29 protein-coding genes, 1 riboswitch and 1 other annotated feature are annotated in these 25540 nt (G+C 42.4%); of the genes, 16 read left to right on the top strand and 13 right to left on the bottom strand.

The window, feature by feature from the left end; all coding sequences use genetic code 11:
- Window positions 1–287: 287 nt before the first annotated feature.
- Window positions 288–3317: a transglycosylase domain-containing protein gene (locus Len3610_RS08975; protein WP_176447653.1), complete on the bottom strand. Its 3030-nt coding sequence runs from the start codon at window positions 3315–3317 to the stop codon at window positions 288–290.
- A gap of 125 nt (window positions 3318–3442) precedes the next feature.
- Window positions 3443–3668: a binding site (T-box leader), on the top strand.
- 491 nt (window positions 3669–4159) lie between these two features.
- Here Len3610_RS08975 and tyrS point away from each other — a divergent pair.
- Both tyrS and Len3610_RS08965 read left to right on the top strand, forming a co-directional pair.
- Window positions 4160–5431, top strand: a complete 1272-nt coding sequence (gene tyrS / locus Len3610_RS08970) for a tyrosine--tRNA ligase (RefSeq protein WP_176447652.1) — start codon at window positions 4160–4162, stop codon at window positions 5429–5431.
- A gap of 159 nt (window positions 5432–5590) precedes the next feature.
- Window positions 5591–5764, top strand: a complete 174-nt coding sequence (locus Len3610_RS08965; RefSeq protein ID WP_176447651.1) for a hypothetical protein — start codon at window positions 5591–5593, stop codon at window positions 5762–5764.
- On the opposite strand, the gene Len3610_RS08960 is transcribed toward Len3610_RS08965, so the two are convergent.
- Entirely contained in the window at window positions 5751–5900 is a 150-nt protein-coding gene (locus tag Len3610_RS08960) for a hypothetical protein (RefSeq protein ID WP_176447650.1), read from the bottom strand. The genes Len3610_RS08965 and Len3610_RS08960 overlap by 14 nt on opposite strands.
- Before the next feature lie 91 nt (window positions 5901–5991).
- Between Len3610_RS08960 and Len3610_RS08955 the strand changes: the two genes are divergently transcribed.
- Complete coding sequence (locus tag Len3610_RS08955; protein ID WP_176447649.1) at window positions 5992–6567, top strand: sigma-70 family RNA polymerase sigma factor; 576 nt, start codon at window positions 5992–5994, stop codon at window positions 6565–6567.
- 152 nt (window positions 6568–6719) lie between these two features.
- Here the strand turns inward: Len3610_RS08955 and Len3610_RS08950 are convergent, their stop codons facing one another.
- From Len3610_RS08950 to Len3610_RS08915, 8 genes are all read right to left on the bottom strand, one after another.
- Window positions 6720–7001: a PTS sugar transporter subunit IIB gene (locus Len3610_RS08950; RefSeq protein WP_176447648.1), complete on the bottom strand. Its 282-nt coding sequence runs from the start codon at window positions 6999–7001 to the stop codon at window positions 6720–6722.
- Entirely contained in the window at window positions 6998–8329 is a 1332-nt protein-coding gene (locus Len3610_RS08945; RefSeq protein ID WP_176447647.1) for a PTS galactitol transporter subunit IIC, read from the bottom strand. The genes Len3610_RS08950 and Len3610_RS08945 overlap by 4 nt, the downstream gene beginning before the upstream one ends.
- A gap of 85 nt (window positions 8330–8414) precedes the next feature.
- Window positions 8415–9431 carry a thiazole biosynthesis adenylyltransferase ThiF gene (locus Len3610_RS08940; RefSeq protein WP_176447646.1) on the bottom strand — a complete coding sequence of 339 codons (1017 nt, stop codon included), beginning with the start codon at window positions 9429–9431 and terminating at the stop codon, window positions 8415–8417.
- Window positions 9431–10195, bottom strand: a complete 765-nt coding sequence (locus Len3610_RS08935) for a thiazole synthase (RefSeq protein ID WP_176447645.1) — start codon at window positions 10193–10195, stop codon at window positions 9431–9433. Before Len3610_RS08935 ends, Len3610_RS08940 begins: the two co-directional genes overlap by 1 nt.
- Before the next feature lies 1 nt (window position 10196).
- The gene (thiS, locus tag Len3610_RS08930) at window positions 10197–10400 is read right to left on the bottom strand and encodes a sulfur carrier protein ThiS (protein ID WP_176447644.1); all 204 of its coding nucleotides are present in this window, start codon (window positions 10398–10400) and stop codon (window positions 10197–10199) included.
- Window positions 10397–11512, bottom strand: coding sequence for a glycine oxidase ThiO (thiO, locus tag Len3610_RS08925; protein ID WP_255259851.1), 1116 nt, complete (start codon window positions 11510–11512; stop codon window positions 10397–10399). Before thiO ends, thiS begins: the two co-directional genes overlap by 4 nt.
- Entirely contained in the window at window positions 11505–12152 is a 648-nt protein-coding gene (locus tag Len3610_RS08920; RefSeq protein ID WP_176447642.1) for a thiamine phosphate synthase, read from the bottom strand. The genes thiO and Len3610_RS08920 overlap by 8 nt, the downstream gene beginning before the upstream one ends.
- Window positions 12153–12247: 95 nt before the next feature.
- Window positions 12248–12358: riboswitch (TPP riboswitch) on the bottom strand.
- Window positions 12359–12488: 130 nt separating this feature from the next.
- Window positions 12489–12809: a hypothetical protein gene (locus Len3610_RS08915; RefSeq protein WP_176447641.1), complete on the bottom strand. Its 321-nt coding sequence runs from the start codon at window positions 12807–12809 to the stop codon at window positions 12489–12491.
- A 530-nt stretch (window positions 12810–13339) separates the two neighbouring features.
- Here Len3610_RS08915 and Len3610_RS08910 point away from each other — a divergent pair.
- The 7 genes from Len3610_RS08910 to Len3610_RS08880 all read left to right on the top strand — a co-directional run bounded on the left by Len3610_RS08910 (window position 13340) and on the right by Len3610_RS08880 (window position 15860).
- Window positions 13340–13561, top strand: a complete 222-nt coding sequence (locus Len3610_RS08910; protein ID WP_176447640.1) for a transposase — start codon at window positions 13340–13342, stop codon at window positions 13559–13561.
- A gap of 37 nt (window positions 13562–13598) precedes the next feature.
- On the top strand, window positions 13599–14144 hold the full coding sequence (locus Len3610_RS08905) for a transposase (protein ID WP_176447639.1): 546 nt from the start codon (window positions 13599–13601) through the stop codon (window positions 14142–14144).
- A gap of 13 nt (window positions 14145–14157) precedes the next feature.
- Complete coding sequence (locus Len3610_RS08900) at window positions 14158–14343, top strand: hypothetical protein (RefSeq protein ID WP_176447638.1); 186 nt, start codon at window positions 14158–14160, stop codon at window positions 14341–14343.
- A gap of 28 nt (window positions 14344–14371) precedes the next feature.
- Window positions 14372–14560 (top strand): hypothetical protein, encoded by a 189-nt coding sequence (locus Len3610_RS08895; RefSeq protein WP_176447637.1) that lies wholly within the window; start codon window positions 14372–14374, stop codon window positions 14558–14560.
- A 365-nt stretch (window positions 14561–14925) separates the two neighbouring features.
- Window positions 14926–15138 carry a YolC/YozM family protein gene (locus Len3610_RS08890; protein WP_176447636.1) on the top strand — a complete coding sequence of 71 codons (213 nt, stop codon included), beginning with the start codon at window positions 14926–14928 and terminating at the stop codon, window positions 15136–15138.
- Window positions 15139–15216: 78 nt separating this feature from the next.
- Complete coding sequence (locus Len3610_RS08885; RefSeq protein WP_176447635.1) at window positions 15217–15474, top strand: hypothetical protein; 258 nt, start codon at window positions 15217–15219, stop codon at window positions 15472–15474.
- Window positions 15474–15860 carry a retropepsin-like aspartic protease gene (locus Len3610_RS08880; protein WP_176447634.1) on the top strand — a complete coding sequence of 129 codons (387 nt, stop codon included), beginning with the start codon at window positions 15474–15476 and terminating at the stop codon, window positions 15858–15860. Before Len3610_RS08885 ends, Len3610_RS08880 begins: the two co-directional genes overlap by 1 nt.
- A gap of 1403 nt (window positions 15861–17263) precedes the next feature.
- Here the strand turns inward: Len3610_RS08880 and rpsD are convergent.
- Window positions 17264–17866, bottom strand: a complete 603-nt coding sequence (rpsD, locus tag Len3610_RS08875) for a 30S ribosomal protein S4 (RefSeq protein ID WP_176447633.1) — start codon at window positions 17864–17866, stop codon at window positions 17264–17266.
- A 253-nt stretch (window positions 17867–18119) separates the two neighbouring features.
- On the bottom strand, window positions 18120–18605 hold the full coding sequence (locus Len3610_RS08870; RefSeq protein WP_176449602.1) for a GAF domain-containing protein: 486 nt from the start codon (window positions 18603–18605) through the stop codon (window positions 18120–18122).
- A gap of 122 nt (window positions 18606–18727) precedes the next feature.
- On the opposite strand from Len3610_RS08870, the gene refZ reads away from it, so the two are divergent.
- The 6 genes from refZ to Len3610_RS08840 all read left to right on the top strand — a co-directional run bounded on the left by refZ (window position 18728) and on the right by Len3610_RS08840 (window position 24583).
- Complete coding sequence (refZ, locus tag Len3610_RS08865; protein ID WP_176447632.1) at window positions 18728–19351, top strand: forespore capture DNA-binding protein RefZ; 624 nt, start codon at window positions 18728–18730, stop codon at window positions 19349–19351.
- Window positions 19352–19629: 278 nt separating this feature from the next.
- On the top strand, window positions 19630–21324 hold the full coding sequence (gene ezrA, locus Len3610_RS08860) for a septation ring formation regulator EzrA (RefSeq protein WP_176447631.1): 1695 nt from the start codon (window positions 19630–19632) through the stop codon (window positions 21322–21324).
- Window position 21325: 1 nt separating this feature from the next.
- Window positions 21326–21634 (top strand): hypothetical protein, encoded by a 309-nt coding sequence (locus Len3610_RS08855; protein ID WP_176447630.1) that lies wholly within the window; start codon window positions 21326–21328, stop codon window positions 21632–21634.
- A 112-nt stretch (window positions 21635–21746) separates the two neighbouring features.
- Entirely contained in the window at window positions 21747–22886 is a 1140-nt protein-coding gene (locus tag Len3610_RS08850) for a cysteine desulfurase family protein (RefSeq protein ID WP_176447629.1), read from the top strand.
- A 6-nt stretch (window positions 22887–22892) separates the two neighbouring features.
- Complete coding sequence (thiI, locus tag Len3610_RS08845) at window positions 22893–24095, top strand: tRNA uracil 4-sulfurtransferase ThiI (RefSeq protein ID WP_176447628.1); 1203 nt, start codon at window positions 22893–22895, stop codon at window positions 24093–24095.
- A 281-nt stretch (window positions 24096–24376) separates the two neighbouring features.
- Window positions 24377–24583, top strand: coding sequence for an alpha/beta-type small acid-soluble spore protein (locus Len3610_RS08840; protein WP_010532381.1), 207 nt, complete (start codon window positions 24377–24379; stop codon window positions 24581–24583).
- A gap of 71 nt (window positions 24584–24654) precedes the next feature.
- Here Len3610_RS08840 and Len3610_RS08835 read toward each other — a convergent pair whose 3' ends face one another.
- Window positions 24655–25455 (bottom strand): NAD kinase, encoded by an 801-nt coding sequence (locus Len3610_RS08835; protein ID WP_176447627.1) that lies wholly within the window; start codon window positions 25453–25455, stop codon window positions 24655–24657.
- Between the last annotated feature and the right edge of the window lie 85 nt (window positions 25456–25540).

Raw genomic sequence — 25540 nt, 5'->3', positions numbered from 1 at the left:
TCATTATACAGGATTTTGCATCGGATTTTTAGTAGGAGCAGGAAATTAAATAAGAAAAAACAAGGTAAAAGATGATTAAATTTTGATTTGGATACCACAGTGATGGGTACTGTGGTAACCACAAACTTTATACTTATCTTTTAAAAGAGATTGGGACAAAAGCGCTTTTACTAAAGGAAAATCCGAACTTAAGTTGGTGCATATATACCGCTGCGGAAATATACTCCGCTAAAGTAATTTATGGTTCATCTTTAGAATTGATCATTTTGGTTATGTCCCAACCTCTTTTAGTCATCATCATTGTTGCTATTATCCTGATCGCCATCTCCATTATCACCATTCCCGCTGCCATTGTTGTCTTCATCGTTGCCATCATCTGATCCGTTCGTATCACCATTATTGTCTTCATCATTGCCATTATCCGATTCATCGGAATCACTGCCGGCATTGCCGTTATCTCCTTCTGAGTCCGAATCTTCCTCAGATTCAGAAGCATCATCGAATGTGACGTCATTTGATGCTGACGATTCTAATCCGAAATAATCAACTGCTTTCACATGATAGACAGCACCATTATCCGGCACGGTAAAGCTTGTCCCAGTTGTACTGCCAACAAGGTCAAATGAGCCATCCGGGTTGTTGGCCCGGAAAATCCGGTAACCAACAACGTCATTGCTGCCTGAGGTGTTCCAGGATAGCTCATCGCCTGATGCTGAAGCCGAGGAAGGTGCGTCAGGATTTTCGCCATCGTCTTCGATCACATCACTGCTGACCTCTGATTCCGGCACACCAATCTGTTCCCATGCTTCCCGATTGGTACGCGGGAAGAGAGTGGAAAGATCACTGAGCTGATCATAATTATTTCGTTGCAGAAATTCCGGATTGAATCTTAGACCATCACCTTCCACAAATTCGTCCGGTGTGTTTGAATCTGCTGCAACAGCTCTTCCGTCAACGGTGACATAAGACCCCCGGATAAGGCTGTCATCTTCTTCCGTCGGTACATGCTCGGCATTAAACAGGTCGGTTTGCACTAATCCTGCTTCTTCACATAGATCTGAAGGCAGCATTCCGGAAATGGCACAGTAGCTTTGTGAGACGATACCATCCGGCCGTTCAAAGCTCTCCTCAGGTGCCACCAGTTCCGGGTTAATATCGGACGCTGCATTGATCAGCTGTGCCCATAATTGCTGGGTCCGCTGGCTGTAGCTTAACGAGCAGGATGGACATTGAATGCTATGTTCATCGTCATATCCAAGCCACACGCCCATCGATACATTTGGATTAACACCGACAAACCAGGCATCCTTGTAATCCTGTGATGTACCGGTTTTACCTGCCCAGTCAACATTTTTGTTGTTAATCTGTGACTGCACGTATGTGCCAGTTCCCTGATCAAGCACATCCCGCATTACATCAATCGTCAGGTAGGCTGTTTCCGGTGAGAAGACATCAACAGGATCCGGCTCATGTTCAAATATGACGTCGCCATCCTGGTCTGTAATTTTTTCAATCATATACCCGTCGGCAAATTGCCCTTGATTTCCAAGTGTGGCAAAGGCGTTAACATTTTCTTCAACCGTGATACCCGTTGTCGTTGCACCGATTGAGAGCGACAGGTTGGCATATTCATTTTCACCAATTGATGTAATGCCCATCGGTTCGAGAAATTCACTGACGGGATCCTGCTCATTGAACCGGTCATAAATGTCGATTGTTGAGACGTTATATGAATTGGCCAGCGCTGTCCGTGCTGAAACGAGTCCGTAATAGCCGCTGCCATAATTTCCCGGTGTCCAGCCACCCGAATAAGTTCTCGGTATATCAGCTACAGGCGTACCCGGTTGGACGACACCCTTTTCGAATGCCGGGGCATAAACCAGGATCGGTTTCATCGTACTCCCGTTTGACCGTACTGCCTGGGTGGCATAATTCAATTGACTATCCTCATCGAAATCCCGTCCGCCCAGAAAACTGATAATTCTTCCTGTTGAATTTTCAATCAAAATACCGCCTGTACGGACTGGATCGATGGATTCCACCTGTTCGCCAGTTTCGGGGTCCTCCTCATATCCGGTCTTATCCGGCCCGTAATGTTCATAGTTGTGCGCGACTTCCCTAAAGGTGTCGTGTGTTTCTTTGTCAATGGTTGTATGGATTTGATAGCCGTTTCGCCGTAAAGCACGATCGGCCAATGCGCTGTATTCTTCCATCAAATCCTCATTGCTGTTTAAATCGTCCATGGAAAAGCCGTCTTCCTCGGCCAAGTGCTCCATAATGATGTCACTGGCACGATTTTCGGCTTCAAATGTCAAGTGCGGGTATTTTTCAACCGGTGACTGTGATTCCTCGGTAAAATCAGCTGTTATGTCATATGCCATCGCTTCGTCATATTGATCTTTTGAAATGTAATCTGACTCATACATTCTGTTTAATACTGAACTCATGCGGTTAATCCCCGGTTGCAATCCTTCTTCATCCTTTAATCCCCCGCTGTTTTGAAAAGGCGTATAAGAAGAAGGGCTTTGTGGCAAACCAGCTAAATAAGCAGCCTGGGCCAGGTTCACTTCTGATGCATCAATTCCGAATATGCCCTGTGCTGCTGTCTGGATCCCGGCAATATTGCTTCCTGAGGCATCACGGCCATATGGGACAATGTTTAAGTATGCTTCCAAAATTTGATCTTTTTCAAAAAAACGTTCCAGACGCATGGCGATTAAAATTTCTTTTGCTTTCCGCTCAAATGACACCTCATTCGTCAATATTTGATTTTTGACGAGCTGCTGTGTCAAAGTACTTCCCCCGGTCTGTGTGGCGGAATCGGTCACCTGTTGAACCATCGCGCGTACAATGGCTTTCGGAACAATCCCCTCATGCTCGTTGAAATATTCATCTTCCGTTGCAATGACCGCATCTTTCAGGACATCCGAAACATTTTCCAATGAGACTTCTTCGCGGTGTATATCAGAACGGATATCACCAATATACTTCTCACCCGCGAAATAAAGTGATGATGTTTCTTCATAATCATAAATATCGGTTTCCATACTTTCGTAGTCGCGGATTGGTTCATCCTTGACAAGGGATGCAAAGTAACCAGCACCGGCACCACCGGCAAAAAATGCTCCAATCACACCGATAATCAGGAAGAATAATAGAACACTCCAAATGACATCATAACTGATACGTGTTGATTTTTGGACTTTCCCCGTTCTCCAGACAGATTGTACTTTTTCGGTATATCGATGTGATTTGACACTTCCCCAAAGTGATTTAGCTTTACTTATATATTTCTCTACATTTTGCTTAAAGTTCACTTTTTAAAAACCTCCCCTGAATCAAATCTATTATAGCACAGCAGTTTCATGTGTTGAATTTAAAATTATTAATTAGATATTGCATTTGTGTTACATGTGTGGTATGAATAGATAATAATCATATATTCAGAGCATTGAACGATCAAAGTAGTTGTGCAAATCACTTTTTCAGAGATCCGGTGGGTGGTGTGAGCCGGAAAACATTTGCAGACGAATTACAATCCGGAGCATCTTCCTTGGGCAGAAGTCTATTCGAATGCCCAAAGAAGACGGTGTTATCACCGTTAACAATCCCAAGTGGCATGATAGGTGCAACAAGGGTGGTACCGCGAGCGTAAACTCGTCCCTTATTTTATGGGGGCGGGTTTTTTATTTTGGCTGTTTTAGCCGTTGAAACGTCGGAGAGAAGGTCTCTCAGTGCCGAAACAGCCATCGAAAGTCGTTGGAAAGTCAGAGAGAAGGCATCTCAGTGCCGAAACAGCCATCGAAAGCCGTTGAAACGTCAGAGAGGAGGTGTCTAAATGAGCAAACACCTAGGGGAAGCCATCGAAAAGTCACATAGAAAGTATCTCAACGCTTAAGACAACCGAGCCTAAGGGGCCCCGCAGAGTATATAAAGGAAGAACAGCAAGTAACGCCACGTCCTCGAAAAAGAAAAACACTTTATCTTCGTGCGACGTGTCGCTGCCGAAACTTTCCCTACCCTGTACGGCTCCTTGCAACCAACGTTGTGCTGCCTGGGCTAGGACCCGTGGCAAGTGAAGTGTATTTCAACTGCGGTGATGAATAACAACGCTATATATGAGAACAACCTATTATTTCTGAAATGGAGTGGAGGCTGTATGGATATTTTACAAGATCTTGAAAAACGCGGTCTGATTCAGCAAACGACAGACAGGGAAGCGTTGGAAAAACACTTGAACGAAAATCAGGTGACCTTATATTGCGGGTTTGACCCAACAGCAGACAGTCTGCATATTGGTCATTTACTGCCGATTATCATGCTGAAACGATTCCAGCGGGCCGGCCATAAACCGATTGGCCTGATCGGTGGGGGAACCGGTATGATCGGTGACCCGAGCGGCCGCTCAACTGAACGTTCCCTGAATGAAGCGTCGGTTGTGCATGAATACAGTGAAAAAGTGAAGCAGCAATTAGCCAAATTGCTTGATTTTGATAATGGGACAAATGCTGCAGTCGCCCGGAATAATCATGATTGGCTCGGAAGCATGACGGTGATTGATTTTCTCCGTGATGCCGGCAAACATTTTGGCATCAATTACATGCTTGGCAAGGAATCTGTATCAGCCCGAATTGAGCAGGGCATTTCCTTTACAGAGTTCAGTTACATGATTTTGCAGTCGCTCGATTACATGAAACTCTATGAAGAAGAAACCTGCACCCTGCAAATCGGCGGCAGCGATCAATGGGGCAATATTACAGCCGGTATGGAACTGATTCGCCGCGCCCGTGAAAACGAAGATGAGGAAATCAATGTATTTGGCCTGACCCTGCCACTGATTACCAAAGCAGACGGCAGCAAATTCGGCAAGACAGCGGGCGGTGCGATTTGGCTTGATCCGGAAAAAACGACCCCATATGAGTTTTACCAATTCTGGATTAACACTGATGACCGTGATGTGATGAAATTTTTAAGATACTTTACTTTTCTTGAAGATGCTGAGCTTGATGAACTGCAAGCGGAACTCGAAAACAATCCGGAAAAACGCCAGGCGCAAAAACGTCTTGCTGAAGAAATGACGGTAATGGTGCATAGTCAGGCAACACTGGAACAGGCACAAAAAATTACAGCATCCCTGTTCAGTGGTGATTTGAAAGATCTGTCAGCCGGCGATATTGAGCAGGGATTTAAAGATGTCCCGACATATGAGGCATCCAAAGAAGATATCGGCCTGATTGATCTGCTCGTAAATGCATCGATTTCGTCATCCAAACGGCAGGCAAGGGAAGATATCAAGAACGGCGCAATTTACATCAATGGTGAACGCCAGCAGGATCTGCAATATGTTGTGGGTGAAGATGATCGCATTGATGACCAATTTACCGTTATCCGCCGCGGGAAGAAAAAATACTTTTTGGTGCGTTTCAGTTAGGCTCGATTCGGATCATTGTTGGTAAAAATTTGTTCTTCTCTTCATAACCATAATCGAAATGAATCTAATTTTGGGGCATGAAATTTTAAAAAGTTTCATGCTCCCTTCTATCGCTTTTTGCTTGTGTTACAATCACAATTAATGCTTAGGAGGGCAATTATGAAAAATTATAAACTGATTGAAACAGTATTAACGGCGATAGGGATTATCCTTTTCAGTGCCTTGCTGCTTGTTCTCCCTGAATATAGATATCATTTAATTTTCGTGTTTGCACTCATAACTCTGGTATATATATTAGTGAAATTTCGAAAAACAGGATTTAAGGATTCCTGAAGCGAGTTTTGCGCATCTCCTTAATACGCTCACTTTTCTCATCAGCACGTCCATATCCCTTCTCACCTCTACAATCGAAACGAATCCCGAAAAAGTGGCGTTTCCCTGTTAAAAAATTTTTAAAATAACTTTTCATACTAATGCCCCCAAATCCGAAAAAGTTTCGATTATAGTCATGAAGAGGGCGTTTGATAACCTCTGCCTACAAACATTACGGGGGGATTAAGATGGAGAGGGAAATGGCTACTTTTGAGGAGATTTTCAGACAGAACGAGCGGCGGATTCATTATTACATTCACCGGCTGAATATTCAGGATCCGCATCAGGAATTTTATCAGGAAGGTTTGGTCGCCATGTGGAATGCGTACGAGAATTACGAACCTGATAAAGGAACGATGGCAACGTACTTTAACTACATGATCCGCAATCGTATAATCGATTTGATGCGGAAGCAGAACAAAGAAACGGAAAAGACAGCGCAATACGCTTACGAACACAGGGTCCATATTGATAAGGGCAATTATTATCGGAATCAGAATTGGAACTATCCGATCGTAAGACAGGAGGCAGACCATGAGGAATGCGACGCAGCATTTTGGCAGAAAGTGAAAGGTCAGCTGTCGGACAATCAATGGAAATGGGTAACCGAACATATTATTGAAGGCAAGCCGCTAAAAGAAATTGCTGAACAGGAAGGTGTTACGGCAGAGGCAGTGAAGAGTTGGGGGAAGGGAGCCAGGCGGAAATTGCGCGGGGTAGCAGTGAGTACTGAGGAATGTAGGGACAGGCAATTCATATCATAATTGGAGGAAATAATTTGTTGCTATAAAGATTTTATCCCGCATGTACAGTCAGGAAGCCCAACTTTAAGACGATGAGATAAAACTAAAGCGGATAAGTGGGGATCCATCTGTCAGTTTCATGCGGGATAACCAATCGTAAAATATCATTTAATTCATTTCATTCGATGCTTAATCTTTTCATAAACGTCTTCTTCACCTGTTCCTGCCAATAATGGAACACCGTCAATCGCTTTTTCCTGTAAATTTTCAGGAACAATCGTGGTCGATATCATGAAGTCGTATTCATTCTCTTTATTGATAGCATCTTGAACATTTGCTTGATGTAATGTCACGTGTTCATTAAGCTGTTCCTTTTCGAGCCATTCCTTTAACTTTTCGATAACAACGGTGGATGTTGCAATTCCTGTACCGCAAATAACGAGTACTTTTTTCATCGATTATTCTCCTTACGTTTCCATTTATGAATATATAGAAGTCCAGCAAAGGCCATGATTCCAATCAAGCCAATACCAAACCAGCCCAGCCACTGTCCGGATCCGGTGAAAATAAATGTTGTCCAAACGGCACCATCAATCAGCGAGGAAATAATGGTATTCGTTCCCGTATCAAAATCTGCATTAATGGCCATTTCCGTAAATAGTGGTGCAATCCAGGTCGCTATGTATAATCCCACACCGATATAAATCGTTGCTGTGATCACTGTTCGAATGATATTGCCGCGGAATACAGGCACCATTAAACAAAACAAAAACGGGAGTGAGGCTAAGTCGCCGAATGGCAGGACACGATTTCCCGGCAGGATAACAGCCATCGCCAGTGTGATTGGCACCATTAATAACGAAGCGGACAGAACAGCCGGATGCCCAATCGTCAGTGCACTGTCCATTCCAATATACAAGTCGCGATCGGGAAATCTTTTTTTGATGCGGTTGCTGGCAGCTTCAGAAACCGGGGTGAGACCTTCCATTAACAAAGCAACCATTTTCGGCAGTAACAGCATGACAGCCGCAGTTTGAACGGACAATTGCAATGTTTCCTGCACGTTATATCCTGCCAAAAGGCCAATCAGGAGCCCAAGAAGCGCGCCGAGCATCGTAGAATCCCCGAATAAGCCAAAACGCCGTTGAATGGTTTCCGGATTTGCCTGGATTTGATTAAATTTGGGAATACGGTCAAACAATGCATTCATCGGTTTCGCCAAAAAATAGGACGGTGCAGAAGCCGCGTGTGGAAACGTCATTTTCTGATAACCAAAATAAGATTCCACATCATCGGCTAATAGATCCCCCGCTAACAGTACAACAATGGCATGGACGCCGATGGTTAATATCCCAAGGGTAAAATCATTCGTTATGGCATAGACAAGTGATCCGGTAAAGGCCATATGCCAATAATTCCAAATATCGACGTTGACGGTTTTGGTAAGTCCGATAGTTAAAAGGAGGAGGTTGACACCGATGCTGATCGGGATAGCCAGACTCCCCAGTACGGTCCCATAGGAAATAGCCGAAGCGGCCGGCCAGCCGACATCAATCATTTGCAGATCCATGCCGAAATGGTGAACCATCGATTGTGCTGCCGGTCCGAGGCTCTCCGTCAATAGATCAAGAATCAGATTCACGCCGACAAACCCAACACCGACTGTAATTCCGGAATGGAAGGCTTTTTTGATACCGGTTCGAAGTATCAATGCAAAGATGAAAAAGATAATCGGGAGCATGACGCTTGCTCCCAAATCGACAAACCATTGTAAGATTTGCATCCTGGATCCCCCTGATAATGGTTACCATATTGGTTTTATTGTTGATAAACAAGGCGGTGTATTCGCATTGTTTACTATCAATACTTTAACCTAAATACCGGTGATAAAGTGATTTGGCCTGAGCGACATTATTGGTTCCGTGAACTAGGACACGCCCATCCTGGAATAAGACGAGCCGGTTGGCATCAACGGCAAATGACAACAGGAACGGATTTTGTTCGACTATTCCCAATTGGGACAGGTAGTCAGCCATTTCCGGCAAATCCGGTTTTTTGGGTGATTGCGGCCGGATTTGCACCGTATCTCTTCCGCATAAAACAGCCGTTTTGGTCTGGTTTTCATAATCCAGAAACGGATAGGTTGGCGACGCGCCGCATGAGGAACAGTTGTCGCTTTTTAGCCTCTGAACATTTATTGAAGCTTGCTGGTTGCTCCACAGATCGAAGGATACAAGTTTATCTCGCAACGCGTCCCTGTTTTCGGTTAAAATTTTCAATGCTTCTGCTGTTTGGTGTGCCGTTACTAATTGGACGATGGGACTGATAATGCCGGCTGTGTCACAGGTTAATCCGCCGAGGGGAACCTGCTCCATCAAACAATGCAGGCATGGTGATTCACCCGGTATAATCGTGTAACTGATGCCATAACTGCTGACAACCGCCCCGTATATCCAGGGAATGTTGTATTTCTGAGCAGTATCGTTCATAATCATACGAATATCGAAATTATCTGTGGCATCGAGCATTAAGTCAACGCCTTGCACAAGCTGCTCTAACTCGCTTGGTGTCACATCAGTAACGTGAGTTTCGATGCTCACGTCACGATTGATGGCTTCCAGTTTGCTTTTGGCTGCGATCGCTTTTGGAAGCCGGTTCTCCACATCATTTTCAGTGTAAAGCTGCTGACGCTGAAGATTGCTCCATTCAACATAATCCCGGTCTGCAATGGTGATTTTACCGGCACCGGCACGGGTAAGCATTTCCGCAATGCTGGTGCCAAGTGCTCCGGCGCCAATGATGAGGACATGTTTCTGCCTTATTTTTCTTTGGCCTTCATTGCCGATGGGTGAAAATAATATTTGTCTGGAATAGCGCTCTTCCATTAGACACTGACTCCTTCTTCAGGGCTGCTGGCAGTCGCATAACGCTTTTTCGGAATGCGGCCTGCTTCATACCCAAGTCGTCCTGCCTGAACAGCAAGTTTCATCGCCTCAGCCATTTTGACAGGGTCATTAGATCCGGAGACAGCTGTGTTTAAAAGAATACCATCGGCGCCGAGTTCCATGGCCGTAACCACATCTTTCGGGGATCCAATTCCCGCATCAACAATCACCGGGACATTCGACTGCTCGATAATCAAGCTTAAGTTAAGCGGATTGATAATACCCTGCCCCGATCCAATTGGTGATGCGCCGGGCATGATGGCATGCGCACCCAATTCCTCCAATTTTCCGGCCAAAACGACATCATCAGACGTATAGGGAAGGACTGTGAACCCTTCATTGAGCAATTCCTCTGTTGCCTTCACTGTTTCCACAGGATCCGGCAGCAGTGTTTTCGTATCCCCGATCACCTCGACTTTGATCATGTCACAAAGACCGGATGCATGTGCCAGTTTGGCTGTGCGCACAGCTTCTTTTGCTGTATAGGCACCGGCTGTGTTCGGTAACAGGTCATAGTTTGTCACATCGATTTCTTCCAATAAGTTGGGCTGTGATGGCTCAAAAATATCCATGCGGCGGACAGAGAAGGTTAAAATCTCTGTTTCCGATACATCAACGGCCTGTTTTTGTACATCAACATTCGGGTATTTTCCGGTTCCCAGCAGTAAGCGGGATTGAAAGGATTTGTTGCTAATGGTTAGCATATCAGCCACCTCCTACAAAATTAACCAATTCCAGTTTATCGCCATTCGCCACATTTGTTGTCGAATGGGTTTCTTTATCTAAAATTTCACCGTTATATTCAACGATGACCACTGGCTGATCGACTGCAAAATGATTAATAACATCCGAAATCGTGAATACATGCTCCGGTAATTGAACCGTTGAACCATTAATCAAGAGATTCATAGATTAACCTCCTTATGTGATAGTTGCTGAAGTCGAAAGGTATCATTGACAGGTTTTCCTTCGATATAATCTGCCATCAGCGAGCCGGTAATGGGCGCTAATAAAATACCGTTTCGAAAATGTCCGGCTGCCACCCATAACCCGTTAATATCGGGATGTTCGCCCATATAAGGCAATCCATTTTTCGTTTGCGGCCTGTGACCGGTCCACGCCTTTTCCCATTTTGCATTTCTGAGTTCAGAGATCAGACCAATGGCGCGCTTTATCAGTGAATGCAGGCCGTCCAGCCGTACGGAATCATCCAAGCTATCGGGTTTTTGTGTAGCGCCGATAATGAATCTCCCGCCGGACTTCGGTACAACATAACACCCCGGTGAAAATATACTGGATGTCATCAGATGTTCATCATGATAAACGGAAAAGCATTCGCCTTTTACCGGGTACACATCCAGTGCTAAATCGGTTTTTTTCAAAAGGTCCCGACTCCATGCCCCGCCTGCTGTGACAACTGAATTGGCCAGAATTGTGCCGGTAGTTGTTCTGACGCCGGTTATACGGTTGTTTTCAGTCAAAAAATCCTGTACTTCCGTATGTTCCAGAATGTCTGCCCCCAATTTAACAGCCGAATGTGCTAGCGCTTTCGTTAACAGTCGTGCATTGACCTGACCGTCATATGGCATGTAAAGTGCCCCAGCCATGGAATCGGCAGAAAGATTCGGTTCTTTTTCTTTCAGTTGTTCACGGGATAGCCATTCTGCGTCTTCACCTGAATTCTGTTGGCGATCAGCAGCCTGTTTTAACTGTTTTGCTTCTTCTTCTGTTCGGGCGAGTCTGATTATGCCACTGTGGATCAACTCGATATCGATTCCGCTGAGTGACTTTAGTTCTTCCGCTAATGGAGGAAACATGGCTCTGCTTTGACGTGCAAGTGATGACAGCGGACTGTCGGCACCCACTTCATTTTGTGCGCCCAACATCCCGGCTGCTGCTCCGGATGCCTTTTGTCCGATGGTATCCTTTTCGATGACAAGAACATGATAATGACGCTTGCTTAGATGAAAGGCAATCGAATTCCCAATGACACCACCCCCAACAATAATGACATCATACACTTTGTTCACCGCCTTTCTGTAATGCTCTGTTATAGGCTGCCGTCTTTTCCAGAGGGTTGTTGGCCAGCAGTATTCCGGATAATACAGCAATTCCGCTTGCTCCAGCCTGCATGACATCCGGTGTGTTTTCCGGCGTGATCCCGCCAATTGCCAGAACGGGTATGTTGACGTGCCCGACAACTCTTCGTAATTCCATCAGCCCCTTAGGTGGTAAGTCGGGTTTTGACCGGGTTGCAAATACGTGACCAAAAACTAAATAATCAGCACCATGACGCCAGGCATAAATGGCCTCTTTTACTGAGTGGACAGAACAGCCAATACTGAGATTGGGGTAAGTGCGACGAACAGTCTCTTGATCAATGCTGGCATGAGTGAGTTGCACGCCTTTAGTGTCCATGCCATGGGCAATTGCCACACGATGGTTGACAACAAGTTTATCCATTGGGATGCCTTTGGCTTGAAGCAGTTGTATGGTTTGAATCATTTGTTTATCGGACCACGATTTCTCCCGAAGATGAATTACGTCTACTTGGTGAATGATTTGTTCGGTAATGGCTGCCAGTTTTTCAGGGAGTTGATGTCCGGTCGAGATGACATGGAGTTTACCGATAGTTTTGTCACGTTTTTGAACACGGTCCACTGATACACCTCCTCTAACACTTTTAAAACACAAAAAAACCACTTTCCTGATGACAGGGAAGTGGTTTTGAACGTATAGCTGGTTATAGAATGGTAATTATCGTTCGGTCACTTCCCTTCGCCGGCATCAACCGTATCAGGTTCAAAGGGTCTTAAAGTCCATCACTTTAATCTCAGCCTTTTTAAAAGGCACCCCTAGTGATTTTTAAATTGTTAGTTAGATTGTAACATCGATAAAATCATTGTCAATGGTTCAAATTTTCTATCACATTGAGGTGTTGTCATTCGGTATTAATATGGTCACTGCGTGGAGGAAGATTTAATGCAGGAGGGTCACTCAAACAAATATACGCAAAACTGCAGCAATGGCGGCCACAGAACTGATACCGGTGGCTACCATCCATTTTAATAGTTTAACATGGTTGGCATGCAGCGTTGCTTCCATCCTTTTATGAAAATTATTTAATTCTGTTTTTGTAATGAGTTCTTTTTCTTTAATTAATTCATCGATTTTTACGATAACATCTTTCGTATCCGCTTTTGACTCTAATGACTTTTCCAATACTTTCAGCCGGGCTTCTATTTCGTACAATCTTGATTCATATCGTTTCGGTTCATGGTTTGAATCCGGAATCGCTACCACTCCTTTCCCTGACAATCCTTCACGCTTAAGATATAGTATTCGGATAGATTGTAAACCGGAAAGGCAGTTAACTGGGGGTGTCCAATTTATGCAGAAGTTTATTCGTTTAGTCTGTGTAAGAGGGAGTAAGAGGGAGGAAATAGTATTCTTTCTTCAAGATTATCAAGTTGACTAAATCAAATCATTCAATAAAAAATGCTCAGAATAATTTCTGAGCATCAACAGTTATACATTCCTGCTGGGTAATAGGGTTATTTTTTTTAAAATGCAATTGTTAAAACAAATGAAGGTGGTAAAGGATTAGCAACCTCAGGTTTAATCTGTAGTGTGATAGGAATTATTATTCAATTCTTTATTCTACTCTTTGTTGTATCAGGTTTGATCACCTTCTTCTCTACAAGCAACGGAGGGGAAAAATTGGGTTTAAAAGGCAAGTTAGGAATATTAGTTTTAGAAGTCCGGTGAAAAAGTCAAATTGTACTAGGAATTTTCTTGCTTTATGTCGAATATAGTCTATAGAACACTTATAAAAGGATGATCCGATTATGCATTCACCGAAGCAAAACCACATTCAACCCAGCATGTTTCAATATATTGATATGGAGGATCTCGTTCCCGGGAACCATATCCTGAGAAGAGTGAAAGATGTGATCGACTTTTCAGCTGTCCACGATTGGGTGAAACCTCTCTACTCCGAAAAAACAGGCCGGCCATCTACAAATGCTGAAATTGATCGTGCGGCTAGTTGTACTGGAGTATCTATTTAATCACTCGGGAACGGGAACTATTTGAAAAACGCTCCCTATGCATGCTGGCTACCTGTGGTTTTGCGGCCTGGATTTTGAGTCTTCTCTTCCTGATCGGACAACACTTGTTAAGACAAGAGCGCTTTGGCGTCGTCACGGTATTTTTGATGATATCATGATGCATGTCGTTAATCAGTGCATTGCTTCCGGCCTCGTTCGCCCAGACGTTCATGCCGGTGTGGACGGCACACAAGTGCGTGCAAACGCGTCCATTCACAGTCTGGAAGAAATAGAGCTGGCCCCGGTTCAAACCATTGAAGGTTATCTGGAAAATAAAAAGCAACGTGACGAGGCATCCTTGGCTCCATCAGACAATGACAATACGGACAGCGACGATGATGATCAAACTCCTCAGCCTCCGAAATCAAAGAACAATCATCAATCGGATCAACTTCAGGAAAATGCCAGCCATGAGGACTTTCATGGCAAAACATTTTCCAATCAAACCATCGGAGTTACGACAGACCCTGATGCCCGTTTGTACAAAAGAGCAAAGGGCAGGAAGCTTATCCGCTTTCCTCGTGCACGACCTGATAGACGTTGAATCAGGGATTATTTTGAAAACTGATGCAAGCATTGCTTCCGGTACAGCTGAAAGAGAAATAAGCCAGCAACAGCTAAACGCTGTTCGTTTTCAACATCCGCAAATCCAGATCCGGACGTTATCGGGTGACAAGGCCTATGGCACACCGGCGTATTTGGCCTATCTCATTTCCCAAGGCATCATTCCCTTGATTGCCTGAGAAACATGAATTGGAAAGAGGTCCCGACTTGGCAAAGAAAAAACACAACCCTGAACACCAAAGAAAACGGCAGGAAAAAGTCGATAACGTCAAGGCCAAAAATCAAGCAAAACAATCCAGATTGATGGCAAATATCAAGATATCCAGGACGAGCGTGTCCATTGTGAACATGAATTTCGCTGAGGCCAAGACAGTTCACGGCATGGATCGTTGCTAGAAGCAAGAGGCTGGACTTTCATGCAGGAACAAAGCACTCTGTACGCCATCGTTCAAAAATCTTAGAAGTTAAAGCCGGGTTCAAAAGGCAAAGGGCCAGGACCGGTGTTTCAGCATGCGCTGAAAACTGAAAAACGGATGAAAGACACCACCGCCATCACTTTCCTTATTTAAGGGTATCAAAGAAAAATCCGGGTCTTGGTTTGCATATTTGATGGATAAAAAATATAGTTTTTCACCGGTCCTTTAGGGTGTGCTGTTATAGGAGCCGTATTATTAGGATGCTCACAAAAAGAGCCATACAGTACGGAGGCAGTTGTTGATTCGCTATGGGATAAATATGAAGGTGAAGTTCAAAGTACCCAAATGCCTGGTGAAGATTTTCCTATTATTGACGTATCGGTTTATGATGAAGATGACATAACGGAAGTTGAAAGTTATTTGGGTAGCAATTTATCTAAGGCGGATTTAGAACAATATAAACTTAATGTTTACCAATATTCTTCAGATGTAGGAGAATTTCGTGATAACGCACGAGAAAACCTGGATTCAGATGACCTAAATCCGGATAATGACTAATTAAACTATTACTTCCAGAACCGGGAGCGAGAAACGATCATGGTATAATATAATTAAATAATCCTGGAGGTGACTCAAATGAAGTGGGAAGATGTACGCCAGGCTTTCCCGGAACAATGGGTTTTGATAGAAGCTGTTCAAGCACATACAGATGAAAAAAGTGAGCGTATTTTAGATGAGATCGCTCCTTTAAAAAAGTTTTCTAATTCTCCAGATACTATGAAAGTATATCAAGAAATTCATAGAGAAGATCCTGGACGAGAATTATATGTTCTTCATACTCGCCGTAAGGAGCCTTATATCTTTGAGAAAAAATGGGTGGGTGTAAGGCAATAGTGAAAAAAATAATAATTGAAGATGGTTTATTGCTTACGGATATGGAATTAACATTTAACGGACAGTTGCTTCCTTTACAACGTGTATTAGTTGATACTGGCTCAGGAAGTACAGTTGTATCAACAGACTTAGCAGAATCAATAGGGATTGTAGCGGAAGAAAATGATACGATATATCGTATTAGTGGTGTTGGAGGATCAGGATTTGTGTACTCAAAAATTGTTGATTCGGTAAGAATTGGAGATATGCGGACTGAAGATTTTGCATTAGAAATTGGTGCAATGAATTATGGTTTTAATTTAGAAGGTATTATTGGATTGGACTTGTTACAACGATTGAAAGCAATTATAAATATAGACGAATTGATATTACAGTCAAATAGCTAATGGCAAGTATATAAGTGGACTTACATACTTGCCGTTTTTTAATTCAGGTTTCACAACTAAAGGAGTTAAGGGCGATAAGTCCAGGATATGAGTAAGGAAAACTAATTTGTTAAATGACAAACTTCTCAGATCAAAGTATTCGCAACGAATACCCTATAAGATGAAGCTGACTATAGCGCTGATCCTCTGTGGTGTTCAAAGTGTAGCTGTAACCTCGATATTGATGATTTTCCTCTTTCTGATGAATTGAAATCTGAGTTAATGAATTGGGTCATTGAGTATGGAAAAATTTTGGAACAGACTGATTACGGTGACAAAATAAGCGTGATTACAGCAATATTAGTTATCTCACGATGGAAAGGATTGAGTTTGTATCAAAATTAAAATTCGAACTCGGAGATGGATACTATATTAATACATCAATTTGAACAATCACTAACTGGCTTTGTTTATATTTTCTTCATTAAACAGGCGTGAAAATGGAATAAGGACAGTGTCTAAATCGTATTATTGGGCTATTTTCCTTAATAAATGTATTGCTTTAAAACGTTCAGGGAGGCAGGAGTATGATTGAGTAGATGTTGCTTACGCATTAATCTGTAAAGAAAATGAAGTTCTTATGGTTAATAATTATAACATTTTATAAGTGGAAAACAGATAAACAAAAAAGCTTGATAATACCCCTGTTTCTAGTGGTTGCTATTTTCTTTTTAATTGAAGGTTTTTAGTAGTGTAATCGGTGACCACAATTCTTCCAAGTAGGCTATTCATCAATAGGACGCAGTAGTTGACGAAGCATTGTGTCTGAATCTGGTCATTTAACGAAATAATGAATGCAAGAGAATGATGCTGTATATTTTTTTCACGTTGGACTTTATTTCAAAGTATTATAATTGCTCTACTGGTGATTTTTGCGTACATAGCAGATATGTTTAAGAAAGATATAGGAGTGCCATCTACCTCAACCGATATAATAAATATGCAGGTGGCAGGGACGTCTTTGCTTTTAGTAATAATCATTGGTTTACTTAGTCTATTAATGTATTTCCAAGAGAAGAAAAGCGACACATTCCTAAAACACAGATTATGGGATAAAATGTATGTTATTCTGCCCTTTATAATTTTTATATCCTTGATTATAGTTTTTATCTTTTTTCTGACAGGTCCACTAAGTGATTTAACACAAATCAACCGCTGGATTATATATGTATTAATTTACTATACTTTATTTTTGATAAATGTGACTGTTTTAGCAATTATACATAAAGCTAAAAAGGATGCTATATCCAATGAAAATAAAATTGGTTATTCGTTTGTTTGGACATCATTAGAAACCCTCGGGAACCTGCAATTTATCAGAGGTTTCGAGGGTTTTAATGGCATTGTTATACGAAGCAAATCGATTATCTTGAGTAGTACTCAACGATAAGCGCTTCGTTAATTTCAGCCGGCAGTTCGGAACGCTCAGGGTAACGTGAGTACGTTCCTTGTTTTTGATCTTCATCAAATGTGAGATAGTCCGGTACAAAGTTGTTCACTTCGATTGCTTCCTCGATGATGTCAAGGTTTTGAGATCTTTCACGCAATCCGATGACTTGACCGGGCATGACGCGATAGGACGGAATATCAACACGACCGCCGTCGACAGTTACATGACCATGATTCACTAACTGACGTGCCTGGCGGCGTGTACGTGCCAGACCAAAGCGGTAAACCAGGTTATCCAGGCGGGATTCCAGCAAGATCATGAAGTTCTCACCATGAACACCTTTCATTTTCCCCGCTGCATTGAACAAGCTAAGGAACTGACGCTCGTTCAGTCCGTACATAAAGCGGAGTTTCTGTTTTTCCTGCAGCTGCAGACCATATTCCGACATTTTCTTACGCTGATTAGGTCCGTGCTGTCCCGGTGGGTAAGGGCGTCTATCCAGTTCCTTACCGGTTCCGGTTAACGAAATGCCAAGGCGGCGTGATTTTTTCCAGTCTGATCCGGTAAATCGTGCCATAGGACATTTCCTCCTTTATTAGTTTATTTGCATAAAATAAACGACCGTGTTCCTGATCATTGTCCATTTTATTTTCATGTACCATCGCTCCAGCAGCAGAGAGTTACACGATACACCTCTTAGTAATTTAAGAGGAACAAAATGGGGGCAATGCCGGTTCACATAGGCTACCTTTTTATTTTACACAACGAATAGTATATAGGTTATCAAGCTGGAAGTCAACTATTTATAGCATTTAAATAGAAATCGGTTATTATGATTGAATCAATTTCTCCAGTTCCTTTACAAATTTCTCCAGATAGATTTGGTCTGTTTCGTCAAACCGGTTTTTGATTGGGCTGTCAATATCAAGTACACCATAGATTTCATTGTTTACGGTCAGTGGTACGACAATTTCTGATCTGCTGGCACTGTCACAGGCTATATGCCCCGGGAACTCGAATACATCGGGCACGCGAGTAGTCTTGTTTTCCTTAATGGCAGTACCGCAGACGCCTTTGCCATATGCGATCCGGATGCATGCAGGCAGCCCCTGGAACGGTCCGAGTACCAGTTCATCGTCTTTCCATAAATAAAATCCCACCCAATTAACCTCATTAAGAAATTGATTTAACAAAGCGGATGCATTCGATAAAATGGCAGTAGTATCTGTTTCATCTTCAGACAGGACGGTTAGCTGTTTCAGTAATTGTTCATAATCGTTTACTTTGTTACCGGAATAAGCGGTTGCTTGAAACATAATCATTCAATTCCTTCCATTGATATTTATTTCGACAAAAAAGCCGTGATATTTGTCGAGCGAAAATTGCAGGAAATTTCCTCATTTCGTCGTAAAAGAGAAGTAAGGGGGCATGAGTTCCAATGAAAAAAAATCCGACGAAACAGAAAGTTATAGACGCCGCATCTTCATTGTTTTTTCAGAATGGTTTCCATGGTACATCTGTAAGGGACATAGCTGACAAAGCGGATATTAACGTTTCACTTATCAGCTATTATTTCAAAAGCAAACAAGGGCTTCTTGAGTACGCTGTTACGCAGTATTATGAAGCATACCTTGAGACGATCGAAGCATCCCTTGAGGAAAGCGAGTCCCTTATACCATTGGAACAACTGAAAGAGATGGTTGACGTCATTATACAGTACAAACAGCACAACTATCAATTATCATGTTTTATCCAACGGGAACTATCACTGGATTCCGTGTTTGTCCGTGAAATGGCGGTTACATATCTCGCAAAGGAAAATTACCTTATCAGTAATGCTTTTTATGCGATTTTTCCGGAAAAGAAAAGAAAGCAACAGGATAACCAGTTTTTGCTGATGCAGCTAAAAGGAATGTTAATCACTCCCTACTTGCTGCAGCATGAATGGAGAAGTCAGGTTGTCGGGAGTTCTTCACATGATCTCTTTGTAAAGAATTACACGCGAACAATTGATAATTGGCTGAATTATGTAGTGGAACAAAACAGTGAAACAACCGGTTAAATTTGAATGAAAACAGACTTTTACCGGGACATCCCGGAAAAAATCTTGTCAAATCATGAATTTATTTGAATTTTTTTAGCCAAAAATGCCAATAACGTGATATTATATTAATATGGTTAACTGTTATTTGAGGCGAATTTATACATATATAGGAAGATCCTCTTATTTAATGTAGTTCAAAAGGACCCTGACTACGATTGTGACGTCTCAGTCATTCGAGTCGTTATGTTCACAGGATTTTTTGAACAACCTCTTCAGAATAAGTTAGGAGGCACTTTATGGCATACATAATTGGAAGTATTTTAGTTATAATTGCATTAATTATTACAGGACTCATTATGCGAAAAAGGGTTTATGATGTGGTGGATCGTCTGGAAGCCTGGAAAATGGATATTATGAACCGCAATATTGCCTCTGAACTCTCACGTATTAAAGATTTGAATCTATCCGGTGAAACACAGGAAAAATTTGAATCATGGAAAACACGATGGGAGAATATCGTTACAAAAGAGCTGCCGGATATTGAGGAGTATTTGTTTGATGCGGAAGAAGCGGCAGACCGCTATCGTTTCCCAAGTGCCAAAAAAACATTGCATCATGCAGAACAGACGCTGCAATCCATTGAACAGAAAATTGAAGAGATATTGGAGGAACTCGACCAGTTAATGGCTTCAGAGGAATCAAGCCGTGAAAAGATTGAGCGGATACAGCCCGGCTTGAAAGCGTTGAGAAAAACACTTTCACAAAACCGTCATCAGTACGGTAAGGCAGAATCACGATTTGATGCTGAATTGGATGAGCTGGAAGGGGAACTTCAGCGCTATCATGAGTTAGTGGCATCAGGAGATTATTCAGAAGCCCGGGAACTGGTTGAGGAATTGAAACTGAAGTTAGACAATCTCACGGCAGAAATGGAAGAGTTCCCATCCATCTATCGAAAGTGCAAATATGATTTACCCGACGAGTTGGACGAGCTGTTTAAAGGCATGCGGGAGATGAAAGAAGACGGGTACAGGATTGAACATCTTGGATTTGAAAAAGAGGTCCATCACTATCAGCGTCAGCTTGATGGGTGCATGAACGCTCTGGAGAAAGGTGATACATCACAGGCGAACGCCATTATACCTGAAATAGAAGAGCGGATAGCAGAAATGTATCAACTGCTTGAAAAGGAAGCCCTTGCCAAAAATTACGTCGAAACGAAAATAACGCCTTATCAGGATGCATTAAATGCGATGGTAAATAAATTTGATGTAACAAAAGAAGAAGTGGAGACATTAAAACAAAGCTATTATTTTGAAGATAGTGATATGGAAAAATACCTGTCATTGGATAAATCGATCAATCAATTACACAAACAACTTGACGAGACAAGAAACGCGGTAGAACATAATAATACTGCTGCATATTCCGATTTGCGGAAAGAGATTGAAAACGGACTGAAAGATCTGGAAACCTTAGAGGAAAAACATGAGGAATTTAAAGAGCGGATCCGAAATTTACGAAAAGACGAAATCGATGCAAAAGAAAACTTAAAGGATATGAAGAATCAATTATATCAGGTTACCAGAAGACTGAATAAAAGTAATATCCCTGGTGTTCCGTCATTTATCTGGAATAAAATGGATGAAGCTGTCAATAAAAATAATCGTGTATTGGATGCTCTGGAAAAACAGCCACTTGACATGGGAGAAGTCCAGGATGCACTATCAGAAGCGAGAACAACGATTGATTATGTATCGGAACAGACAGAAACAATACTTGATCAGGCTTATTTGACGGAACAAGTGATTCAGTATGCCAACCGATATCGAAGTCAGTATCCGGAACTGGCTGTTAAGCTGGCAGAAGCTGAGCGATTATTCCGTTCTTATGAATATGAGCTGGCCCTTGAAAATGCTGCCAAAGCTGTTGAAGAAGTTGAACCGGGTGCCCTGAAACATATTGAAGAATTTCAGAAGGCAGCTAATTAATATGCAGTGTCGATTTAAGGTAATTATCCTGTTGTTGGCTACCGGCGTGATAAGTACCTGGACGGTTGCCATATTTTTAATTTTTTCCAATGATCAAGCCGCTGTTACAGCTGATACACATCCAAAGGCACACATAGGGATGATGGAAACCAAAGAAGGGGTGTTTGACGAACAAAGCGAATCTGAGTGGGTTTATGCCACAAAAGACGATATGGTCTATAACTCAAGAAAAATCACCAATATAAGTGAAACGAATGATGCCGGTGAAGTTTCAATTGATGTAGTACTGGAAGAACTGAATTTAAATTGAACACAGATGATGTAAAGGCTGCCTTAATGGGGAGGATAAACGTGAAATCCTTCTGCTGCTAAGTCAGCCTTGCTTTCTGTTATACTGGATTATGATATAAGGGAGTATAAGAATGATTTATTTGGATAATAGCGCAACTACCAAACCCAATCCGGCGGTACTTGAGAGTTTTCAACAGGCGTCTGAACGGTTCTTTGCCAATCCGTCAAGTATTCATCAGCTTGGCGGAGAGGCTGAAAAACTGCTGTCCAAAGCAAGAGAGCAAGCCGCACAATTGCTGCATGTACAGCGTGATGAGATAGTATTTACTTCGGGAGGTACTGAAGGGAATAATATGGCCATTAAAGGGACAGCACTCGAGCATCAAGGCCGCGGAAAACATATCATCACAACTGCCATTGAACATTCCTCGGTTGATGAGGCGTTCAAAGGACTTGAACAATTAGGATTTGACGTGACGTATGTACCAGTGGATGAAAATGGTGTCATTTCAGTCAGTGAATTAAGCGATGCTATCAGGGATGATACAATTTTGATCAGTATCATGCATGTGAATAATGAACTGGGGTCAGTCCAGCCCATCCGCGAAATCGGCCAAATCGCCAAGCAGTATCCGAAATTATTTTTCCATGTCGATCATGTTCAAGGACTGGGAAAAGTTCCATTAGAGCTCGCCGGCAGTGGCATTGATTTATGTACGATTTCCGGACATAAAATCCATGGATTAAAAGGAACGGGTTTGTTGTGTGTCAAACAAGGAACAACCCTATTTCCGCTATTCCACGGCGGCAACCAGGAACAGGCTTTACGATCAGGTACCGAAAATCTTGCCGGTTCTGTTTCACTGGTCAAGGCACTCAGGCTGACATTAGAACGGCAAAGCAAAGGAATACCGCATATGTTTCAACTTCAGCAAGTTTTACGGCATAAATTTTCCGGTATGGATACTGTGAAGATTAACACCCCTGATGATGCAGCACCGCATATTATGAATATCTCGGTCCCTGGATTGAAACCGGAAGTGATGATTCATACGCTTGGTGAACAGAAAATTTATATATCAACCAAGTCCGCCTGTTCATCCAAACAGTCGGACGAAAGCAAAATCCTCACAGAATGCGGACATGGGACAGACCGGTCAACTTCTGCGCTGCGTATCAGCCTGGCTTATGATACGACGGAAGAGGAAATCAGGACGTTTCTGGATGCTTTAGAACAAGCCATTCATCAATTAAAAGCAGTAATGGAGTAGATAGTTATGCAATATGATCATATATTAATTCGTTATGGTGAAATAGCCTTGAAAGGTAAAAACAGAAAAACCTTTATTATACAGCTGCAGAACAATCTTCGCAGGCAGCTGAAATCATTTCCGGATGCTGTCATAAAACGGACACAAGGGAGGATGTTTGTTTTATTGAATGGGCATGACCCGGACCAGGTTATGGAAAAATGCCAGCATGTATTTGGCATTCAGAGTCTGAGTTTAGCTTTAAAAGTTCAAAATGATGAAACGGAAATTAAGGACGCCGCATTGTGGGCATTGAAGAACAGTACAGATGTCCGCACGTTTAAAGTTTCCGTGAAGCGGATTGATAAGCAATTTCCGATACGGTCACAGGATATGAATCATGTCCTGGGTAAACATTTGTTGTCAAATACGACCGGTTATACCGTAGATGTCCATCACCCTGATTTGGAATTAAAAGTTGAAATCAGAACCGAAGCAACGTATATTACCTCAAGCGTCGTTCCCGGACTTGGCGGGCTGCCTGTGGGATCATCCGGTAAAACACTGCTTATGCTGTCCGGCGGTATTGACAGTCCCGTTGCCGGCTATTTAACCATGAAACGTGGTGTAGAGGTGGAAGCAATCCACTTTCATTCACCGCCGTTCACGAGTGAACGCGCAAAACAAAAGGTATTGGATTTAGCTGAAAAATTGACGAACTATGGAAATCAGGTAAAGGTTCACGTTGTTCCATTTACGAAGTTGCAACAGCATATTTTTCGTGAAATGCCTGAGAAATACGGGATGACGATTATGCGCCGTATGATGCTGCGGGTAAGCGAGCGGGTATGCAGAAAGGAATCGATTTTATCCATGACGACCGGTGAAAGTCTGGGTCAGGTAGCGAGCCAAACGATGGAAAGCATGAACGCCATTAATGAAGTAACCAATTATCCGGTTCTCCGGCCGCTAGTCTCTATGGATAAAGATGAAATTATTAAAATTTCCAGAGATATAGACATGTATGATATTTCAATACGCCCATATGATGATTGTTGTACGATATTTGTTCCGAAATCACCTAAGACGAGACCTGTACGGGAAAAGGTAAATGAATTTGAAGCACAGACCGATTTTTCCGAGCTGATTGAGGAAGCGGTCAACGGTATTGAGGTGATTACATTGACTGGCAAAGCAGATGAAGAAAAGGAATTTGACGATTTGCTGTGATTTTATTATCGCATATAATTGCAGTTAGCTCCCACATCAAGGTGGTGAGGTAGACACGCTTTATCCCGCGTGTTACTGGCAGTAAGTCCCCACTTCAAGATGAAGAGGAAAAACCAAAGAGGATAGTGGGGCAACTGCCAGTACATGTCCGATTCTGTTCAACTAACATTCAGCGGGAAAAAGCACCCCGCTGAATGAAGTTTCACTTTATTGTCAACAACTACCAGTTTTAAAATCACGCCTTGGTACACAATCTATGAGTACCAAGGAGGTGATTAATTATGCCAAGCAACAACAGTTCAAATCAACTGGTAGTACCTGGTGCAGAACAAGCTTTGAACCAAATGAAGACTGAGATTGCACAGGAGTTTGGTGTACAACTTGGTGCAGATACTACTTCCCGCGGTAACGGTTCCGTTGGCGGCGAAATCACAAAACGGCTTGTAAACACAGCTGAACAACAATTTGGCGGTAACATGCCACAGTAACTTACAACTTGATAATAATGGCTCGGGCTATCCTCACTGAGGATAGCCCTGTTTTATTTTGGTGATTGGATTTATAAAAATGTCCGTTTGACGCGATCCCAATAAGAGTTATGTTTAAGTTTGACTGTTTTGATGACTTTATCGCTCAGGTTAACGGTAAGATCGTGAATATTACGGACTGAATAGGCTTCATTATCCAATCCGATAATGGGATAATCATTCCCGTCCTGAACAATTTCCAATGTCAATTGACGGTCTTTATTCAAGACAAAAGACGATCCCAGTGTACGATAACGGTTATTATTGAGTGATGCTATTTCGGACACTTGGAAACACGGGATTTTTGGGTCAATAACAGCTCCTTGTATTGATTTATTATATCCTGTGCTTCCGGTAGGTGTAGCCACGATTAGTCCATCACCGCGGAACGTTTCAAAATACTTATCATCAATGTGTACATCGATAACAATTGATTTGATGATTGTCGACCGGATGCTGACTTCATTCAGGCAATGAAATGATGATTCTCCGTTCACCTGAACATCGATGACTGGAAAACGGCGCACCTCCATCGCTTCATTCTGCATTGTATACAGCATTTCATCAAAGTTGTCCAGATTAAAATCGCAATACAGGCCTGATTCATTTGAATGGGTAATGCCGGTATATAAACAGTCTTCGCGGAAGCCGGTTTTACGGACAGCCTGAAGAAATGTGCCATCACCGCCGATACTAATAATAATGTTGGCTTTCTCCGGATTCTCCACAATATTGAAGTTATTTTCACGTGCCAGTTTAAATAAAGGTTGTAATTTTTCGTCAAGATCGTTGTCGCGAGTGTAATAAAAATAGATGTTATTTCGATCGGACATAATATCTATCCACCTCTCAGTAAGCTGTTTCTTATTTTAAGTTTATCACTTATTCATCATTTACCCCAATCATGTGTAAAAAAAG

The organism is Lentibacillus sp. CBA3610 (assembly GCF_013373365.1).
In the GTDB taxonomy this organism is placed as follows: Bacteria; Bacillota; Bacilli; order Bacillales; family Amphibacillaceae; genus Lentibacillus.
Note: the sequence above shows the minus strand (reverse complement) of the source record. Positions and strands in the feature narration are given on the sequence as shown.